The sequence below is a fragment of the Cellulomonas gelida genome (genome assembly GCF_006538725.1).
Taxonomy (GTDB): Bacteria; Actinomycetota; Actinomycetes; order Actinomycetales; family Cellulomonadaceae; genus Cellulomonas; species Cellulomonas gelida.
The window spans coordinates 1-7,550 of sequence record NZ_BJLQ01000069.1; the positions used below are offsets into that span (position 1 = coordinate 1).

At 73.5% G+C, this 7,550-nt stretch carries 6 protein-coding genes; 3 read left to right on the forward strand and 3 right to left on the reverse strand.

Going from position 1 to position 7,550, the window contains the following annotated elements:
• Positions 1-1,586 (forward strand): LuxR family transcriptional regulator (locus tag CGE01nite_RS16440; protein WP_218022641.1); only part of this gene is annotated, 1,586 nt, incomplete at its 5' end.
• Positions 1,587-1,635: 49 nt separating this feature from the next.
• On the opposite strand, the gene CGE01nite_RS16445 is transcribed toward CGE01nite_RS16440, so the two are convergent.
• The 3 genes from CGE01nite_RS16445 to CGE01nite_RS16455 all read right to left on the reverse strand — a co-directional run bounded on the left by CGE01nite_RS16445 (position 1,636) and on the right by CGE01nite_RS16455 (position 6,610).
• Positions 1,636-3,162, reverse strand: coding sequence for an MFS transporter (locus CGE01nite_RS16445; protein WP_141371745.1), 1,527 nt, complete (start codon positions 3,160-3,162; stop codon positions 1,636-1,638).
• Positions 3,163-3,245: 83 nt separating this feature from the next.
• Complete coding sequence (locus CGE01nite_RS16450) at positions 3,246-5,984, reverse strand: cation-translocating P-type ATPase (RefSeq protein WP_141371743.1); 2,739 nt, start codon at positions 5,982-5,984, stop codon at positions 3,246-3,248.
• A gap of 128 nt (positions 5,985-6,112) precedes the next feature.
• Positions 6,113-6,610: a hypothetical protein gene (locus CGE01nite_RS16455; RefSeq protein ID WP_048342685.1), complete on the reverse strand. Its 498-nt coding sequence runs from the start codon at positions 6,608-6,610 to the stop codon at positions 6,113-6,115.
• A 129-nt stretch (positions 6,611-6,739) separates the two neighbouring features.
• Between CGE01nite_RS16455 and CGE01nite_RS16460 the strand changes: the two genes are divergently transcribed.
• Both CGE01nite_RS16460 and CGE01nite_RS16465 read left to right on the forward strand, forming a co-directional pair.
• Complete coding sequence (locus tag CGE01nite_RS16460) at positions 6,740-7,120, forward strand: SHOCT domain-containing protein (RefSeq protein WP_048342686.1); 381 nt, start codon at positions 6,740-6,742, stop codon at positions 7,118-7,120.
• A 63-nt stretch (positions 7,121-7,183) separates the two neighbouring features.
• The coding region (locus tag CGE01nite_RS16465; protein ID WP_141371744.1) for a polysaccharide deacetylase family protein at positions 7,184-7,550 on the forward strand (367 nt) is incomplete at its 3' end.

The following is a 7,550-nucleotide window of genomic DNA, read 5'->3' on the forward strand; positions in this document are numbered from 1 at the left end:
ACCGCCGAGCCGCGGCGTGGCTCGTCGGCCACGGAGAGTCCCAGCGTGCGCTCGAGCACGCGGCGGTGATCGAGGACTGGACCTTGTTCGGCGAGGTGTTCGTCGACAGCGCGGCGCCGGGCCTGGTCGCCGCCGAGCGGGAGCCTCTGCTCGAGCTCGTGGGCAGGGTGCCGTTCGCCGAGCTCGCACCGGATGCCCGTCTCGAGCTGTGCGCGGCCGCGCTGGCGGTCGTCACCGGGCGGTTCGAGGCCGCGACGGCGCACGTGGGCCGGGCGCGGGAGCTGGCCGCGGCCCACGACCCGGACCCCCAGGTGGCCGCGCTGACGGAGATCCTCGCGGCGAGCGCGGCCCGCGGGACCGGGGACGCGGTGACGACGACGAGCGCGTCGGCCGCCGCGCTCGTCGTGCTGGACGCGGCACCGCTCCCGACCGACGCGTGGCCCGCCTACCGCGCGCTCGCGGCGAACGCTCACGCGGTGGGCCTGTTCTGGAGCGGACGGCCGCTCGAGGCGCGGGAGGGGCTCGAGGCGCTCGTCCGCGCGTCGGCCGAGGCGCGTCCGCTGCTGCCGCTGCTGAACGCGCGGTCGTACCTCGCGCTCGCGGAGGCGCTGGGTGGCCAGGTCGACGTGGCCGCGCAGCGCGCGCGGCAGGTCATCTGCGACGCACGTGAGCTCGGGTGGGCGACGTACCTGCAGTGCCGGTGCGCGTACACGGCGGTGGCGTGGGCGGCGCTGCTGCGCGGTGAGGCCGACGAGGCCGACCACATGCTCGCGATCGCGCTCGCGAGCGACCTCGGGGGCAGGGAGCCGCCGACCGAGGCGACGATCCACCTCATGCAGGCGCTCGTCGCGGTGCAGCGCGGCCGGAGCCGGGCGGCCCGGACGGCGGTGCGGGCCGCCACGGAGAGCGGTGCCGGGCTCTCGCCCGTGCTCGCGGACCTCGCATGGCGGGCACAGACGGAGACCGCGCGTCTGGTCGGTGAGGCTCCCTCAGGGCCGGCGCCGGCGGGTGTCTCCTGCGCGCTCACCCTGCTCGGCGACGCCCGCGTGCAGGTCGCACGCGGGGAGGTGCGCGCCGCGGTGCGCCTCGCGAACGACGCCCGCGAGTGGGCGGGCTCTGACGGTGACGCGCTGTCCGAGACCGAGGCGTGGCTGGTCGTCGCGGCCGCGTACGAGCGCGGCGGCGACCACGTGCGATGTGACACCGCACTCGACCGGGCGATCGAGACGGCCGCGCCGGACGTGCTCGTCCGGCCCTTCCTGCTCCTGCCGACGCCCGCGCTCGCCGCTCGCGCCGCGACCCGGCTGAGCCGCCATGAAGGCGACCTCGCCGAGCGGTGGCGCACCGTCGTGCACGGCGAGGCCGCGCCGCACGAGCCGGAGCCGCTGGTCGACCCGCTGACGAGCCGTGAGCTCGCGATCCTCGGCGCGCTGCCGACCATGCAGACCAACTCCGAGATCGCGGCCGACTTCTACGTCTCGGTCAACACCGTCAAGGCGCACCTCAAGGCGCTGTTCCGCAAGCTGGGCGTGGACAGCCGCCGCGAGGCGGTGCGGCGCGCGCGGGAGCTGGGGCTGCTGCCCTGACCCGGCCTCGCGGGCGCGCGGAAGGCGGCGCGGGCCGGCGTCCGCCGGGTCAGCCGCCGAGCACGGACTCGGCCGCGTCGTTGGGCTGGGGGTCCGGCCGGCGGCGCATGCGGAGCGCGACGAGCGCACCCGCGACGCCGGAGACCAACGGCACGAGCAGCGCGACCTGCAGCGCGAGCGGACGGACCTCGGTGTTGATCCGCTGCACCTCGGCGGCCACGTCGGGCGGCTCGTCGGCGAGCAGCTCCTGGAGCTGTGCGTCGCTCATGACCTGCGCGTCGTCCTCGAGCGCACGCGCGATCTGGGCCTTGTCGTCGGGTGGGAGCACGTCGCTCGCGTCGGTGCGGGCGGTGAAGCCGACCGCGAGCGAGGCGAGCATGACCGCTCCCGTGAGCGCCAGTCCCAGGGACAGCCCGAACGAGCCGGTGGCCGAGTTGACCCCGGCGGCCTCGCTCACGCGCTCCTGGCTCACGGGGGACAGCGTGTAGTTGTTGAGCTGCGAGACGAGCAGGCCGAGCCCGCACCCGGCGACCGCGAGCGGGAGGGCGAGCCACCAGCCGGAGGTCGCGCGCGGGACCACGGGTAGGAGCGCGGCGACGCCGACCGTGAGCAGCGCGAACCCCGCGAGGATGACCACCGCGGGGCGCCGCTGGCCCGCACGCCGACCGGCGAGCAGCGCGGTGGCGAACATGCACAGCGACAGCGGCGCGATCGACAGGCCCGCGAGCATCGCGTCGTAGCCGAGCACCATCTGCAGGAAGATCGGCAGCGCGATCATGGCCCCGCCGAGGGCGATCTGCTGCAGCATCTGCCCCGTCACGCCGAGCCGGAACAGCGGCGCACGGAACAGGTCCGGGTCGATCAGGGTCGGACGGCCCCGACGGTGGCGCACGACGAGCCAGCGGGCCAGCCCGAGCAGCGCGCCGAGCCCGAGCACGATCAGCGCGGCCACCGACTCGCCGCCCTCCTGCCAGACGAGGACGCCGAGCACGATGCCGCCCATGCCGATCACGGACAGCACGGCACCGAGCGGGTCGACGGCCCGGTCGCCCAGGTAGGGCGCGTCCTGCACCAGCCCCGCACCGGACAGGACGACGAGGATGACGACGGCCTCGAGGCCGAACGCGACCCGCCACGACAGGTACGTCGTGATGAACCCGCCGAGCAGCGGTCCGACCGCCGCAGCGATCGAGGCCGCGGCACCGACGAGCGCGTACACGCGCTTGCGCGCCGCGCCCGGGAAGTTGCCGTGGATGAGGGACTGCATGGAGGGCAGCAGGAGCGCCGCGCCGAGCCCGCCGATGACCGCCCAGCACACCACGATCAGCGTCAGCCCGGTCGCGAACGTCATCGCGACCGCACCCACCAGGTAGCCGCCGAGGCCCAGCAGGTACGCGCGCTTGCGGCCGAACAGGTCGCCGATCTTGCTGCCGATGAGGATGAACGCCGCCGAGACGAGGGCCTCGAGCGCGATCGCCGTCTGCACGCCGCTGACCGTCGTGCCGATGTCGCGCACCACCGCCGAGATCGACACGTTCATGATCGACGTGTCGACGACGAGGACGAACATCGCCATCGCGAGCAGGAGCGCGAGCCGGCGCCGGGGTCCTTCGAGCCGGCCGGTGTCCTCGCTCGCGCCCGCCGGGGCGGCCGGACCGGTCACGCGAGGGCCGTCTCGCCGGACGGTGCAGCGCCGCCGCGCCGCCGCACGACGCTGCGCAGCACGAGCTTGCCGAGCTCGGCGAGCACCAGGAACGCCAGCGTCGCGAGCAGGCACGCGCGCCACTGCGGGCCGTCGAGCTCGACCGTGCCGAAGATCCGCTGCAGCCCGTCGATCGTCGTGACGAGGAACGTCAGGGCGATGACCACGAGCATGAGGACGACGAAGCGCCCGTTCGTGAGCGTGTCGTGCGAGAACACGCTGGCCAGCGGATCCCGCCACTGCATCGCGGCGACGACGTGCAGGAGCGACATCGTCGTCAGGCCCATCGTCGTGGCGATCGTCAGCCCGTACCGGTCCTCGCCGTACGCGACGACGACAAGCGTCCCGATCGCGATGAGCAGCCCACCGGTCGCGAGGCGCGCACCGAGGGCACGCCCGATCACCGGCGTCTCGGGCGAGCGTGGCCTGCGGCGCATGAGCCCCTCGGTGGGTGCGTCGAACCCGAGCCCGATGGCCAGGACGACGTCGATCGCGAAGTTGATCCACAGGATCTGCAGCGGCGTGAGCGGCGTGCCGTCGGCGATCGTGAAGATCCCCGCACCCACGAACGTGAGGATGAAGCCGGTCAGGACGACCATCTGGAACCGGATGTACTTCATGAGGTTGTCGTAGAGCCCGCGACCGCCCTCGACGGCCGCGACGATCGTCGCGAAGTTGTCGTCGGTGAGGATCATCTCGGCCGCGTCCTTGGTGACCTCCGTGCCGGTGATCCCCATGGCGACGCCGATGTCCGCGCGGGTCAGCGCCGGGGCGTCGTTGACTCCGTCGCCGGTCATCGCCACGATCTCGCCGCGGCGCTTGAGGACGTCGACCAGGCGCACCTTGTCCTCGGGGGCGACGCGCGCGACGACCCCGATCTCGTCGACCTGCGCGTCGAGCTCGGCGTCGGACATCGCCGCGAACTGCGCGCCCGTGAGGGCGCGCCCCTCGATCCCGAGCTGGTGCGCGATGGCCGCTGCGGTCGTCGCGTGGTCGCCGGTGATCATGCGCACGCGGATGCCCGCGTCGTGGCACTCGGCGATCGCGTCGCGCGCCTCCTTGCGCGGCGGGTCGACGATCCCGACGAGCGCCAGGAGCTCGAGCCCGTCGACGAGCGCGAGCAGCTCGTCAGGACTCGCGGCGGTCACCGACCCCGCGGGCAGGTCGCGCTGCGCGACGGCGAGCACGCGCATGCCCTCGGCGGCGATCGCGTCGTTCTCCGCGAGCACCGCTGCGCGGACCTCGTCCCACGTCCGCGCCGCCCCCTGCGCGCCACGGACACTGGTCGAACGGGCGAGCAGGACGTCCGGCGCGCCCTTGACGTAGCAGCGCACCACGTCACCGATCTCGTGGAACGTCGCCATGAGCTTGTACTCCGCGTCGAACGGCACCTCCGCGACGCGCGCGTAGGTGCGGCGCGTCCCCTCGACGTCCAGCCCGGCCTTGGCGGCCAGGACGACGAGCGCGCCCTCGGTCGGGTCGCCCACGCACGCGCCGTCGCGGATCACCGCGTCGGACGCGAGCGCCATCGGCAGCGCGAACGGCTCGAGCGGGAGGTCGCCCGTCCCGGCGACCGTGAGGATCCGGCCCGTCGTCGAGTACCCCTCGCCCTCGACGGACAGCCGGTGGCCGGCGGCGACGAGCGTGCGCGCGGTCATCTGGTTGAGCGTGAGCGTCCCGGTCTTGTCCGAGCAGATCGCCGACGTCGAGCCGAGCGTCTCGACCGACTTCAGGCGCTTGACGATCGCCCCCTTCTCGGCGAGCTGCCGCGTGCCCAGCGAGAGCAGCATCGTCACGACCGCCGGCAGCCCGGTGGGGATCGCCGCGATCGCGAGGCTGATGCCGACGACGAAGAGGCTGTCGAAGTCCTGCCCGCGCGCAAGCCCGAGCAGCACGATCGCCACCAGCGCGATCGCCGCCATGACGGTGATGATCACCGTGATGCGGTCGAGCTGCTTGGTCAGCGGCGTCTTGTCCTGCTCGACCCCGCTGAGCATCCCCGAGATCCGCCCGACCTCGGTGGTCATCCCGGTCGCCGTCACGACCATCTCGCCGCGACCGCGCGTGACCTGCGAGTTCATGTAGGCCATGTCGAGACGGTCGCCGAGCGGCACGTCGTCGCCCGGCACTGCGGCGGTGCCCTTCGCCACGGGCGCGCTCTCGCCGGTCAGCCCCGACTCCTCGATCTCGAGCGCCGCGGTGACGAGCAGGCGCCCGTCGGCGGGCACCTTGTCGCCCGCTTCGAAGCCGACCACGTCGCCCGGCACGAGCTCCTCGGCGGGCACGATCTGCTGCTGTCCGTCGCGGCGCACCTTGGCGTTCATGATGAGCATCTGACGCAGCGCGGCGACGCTCTGCGCCGCCTTGCCCTCCTGGTGCAGGCCCATGAGCGCGTTGAAGACGGTGAGCGCGAGCACGACGACGCCGGTCGTGATGTCGCCGAGCGCGATGATGCTGACCACGGCCGCGCCCACGAGGACCAGCTGCATGAGGTCCTTGTACTGCCGCAGGAACGCCTGCCAGGCGGGTTCCTTGCGCTCCTCGGCGAGCGCGTTGCGGCCGTACCGCTCGCGTCGCTCGAGCACCTGGGCGGAGGTCAGGCCGACGGCCGGGTCGACGTCGAACGCCGCGCACACCTGCGCCGGGTCGGCCGCGTACGCCTGGAGGGTCGTGCGGGTCTCGGGTGCCACGGTCATGGTTCCTCCCGGTACGTCCGGGTCCCACGCTCACAGCACGCCCCTGCGGGGTCCTCACCCGCGACGGGTGAGCGAGCCGGTGCGTGCGCAGGTCGGTGCGCCGGTCGGTGCGCGCCGCGGTGGCTGCGTCAGTGCAGGCCGTGCTTGAGCGCGATCATCACGGCCCCGAGCATCCCGGTCACGACCGCCGACATCAGGAGCCGCACGCCGCGCAGGCCGCCCGCCAGACCCATCCGCCAGCCCACGCCCACGAGGAGCACGACGTTGACGGCCAACGCGATGTCGACGCCGGTCGCGGTCTGCATGCCGAGCAACGCCTCGACGACCAGCACACCCACGGGAACGAGGCAGGACGCGACGAGCGGGAGCCCGTCGGCGAGCACCGTGCGCCGCTCGTCGCGCGTGAGGTCACGCCCGTGCACCGTGCGCGCCGCGATCCAGTGCGCGTACGACTCCGCGACCCAGTAGACGGTGAGCGTGAGCACGACGGCAGCCGCGACGCGTCCCAGCCCGAACTCCACGGGTGCGGCGGCCAGCACGGACCCGCTGATGATGAGGCCGTAGAGGTGCGACGCACGGCGGCGGTGCAGCCGTGCGGGTTCGACCGTGCTGGTCGAGGCGCTCATCCGTGCATCGTGACACCACACCGCTGCGGCGACTACTCGCGGCGACTACCCGCGGCGGGTGATGGACGCGCGGTGCGGCATCCCGACAGTGGGGACGTCAACGCGTGTGCACCGGATGAGGAGACGACCATGGACTTCTGGGACTGGTTCTGGCTGATGGTGTGGTGGTTCTGCTTCTTCGCGTACCTCATCCTGCTGTTCCAGATCGTCGCGGACCTCTTCCGTGACCCGGAGCTCGGCGGCTGGGCGAAGGCGCTGTGGGTGATCGGCCTGATCTTCCTGCCGTTCCTGGTGGCGTTCATCTACATCGTCGCGCGCGGCCGCGGCATGGCTCAGCGGCAGATGAAGGACGCCGTCGAGACGAAGCAGGCCACGGACGAGTACATCCGCGCGACGGCCGGCACGGGCAGGTCGCCGGCCGCCGAGATCGCCGACGCCAAGGCACTGCTGGACGCCGGGGCGATCTCGCCCGACGAGTTCGCGACGCTCAAGGCGCGGGCGCTCGCCTGAGCCGTCCGGGACCTGCGCGTGCCGCTCGGCGCCCGGCGAGGGCGTCGGCGGTAGCGTCCTCGGGTGCACGAGGACGCGACGGACACGCAGGTCCCGGACGAGCCCGTCGTCGCGCTCACGTTCGACGACGGGCCGGGGCCGCACACGCGGCGCCTGCTCGACGAGCTGGCCGCGCGGTCGGTCCGCGCGACGTTCTTCCTGTGGGGCGAGCACGTGGCCGCGGACCCCGCGACGGTGCGTGCGACGCACGAGGCGGGGCACGCGCTCGGCAACCACTCGTGGACCCACCCGGACCTCACGACGCTGTCGGCCGACGAGGTCGGCGAGCAGCTCGACCGCACCGCTGCGGCGATCCACGCGGCGACGGGCGTCACGACGCACCTGTTCCGCCCGCCGTTCGGCGCGATCGACGACCAGCTGCTGCGGCTCG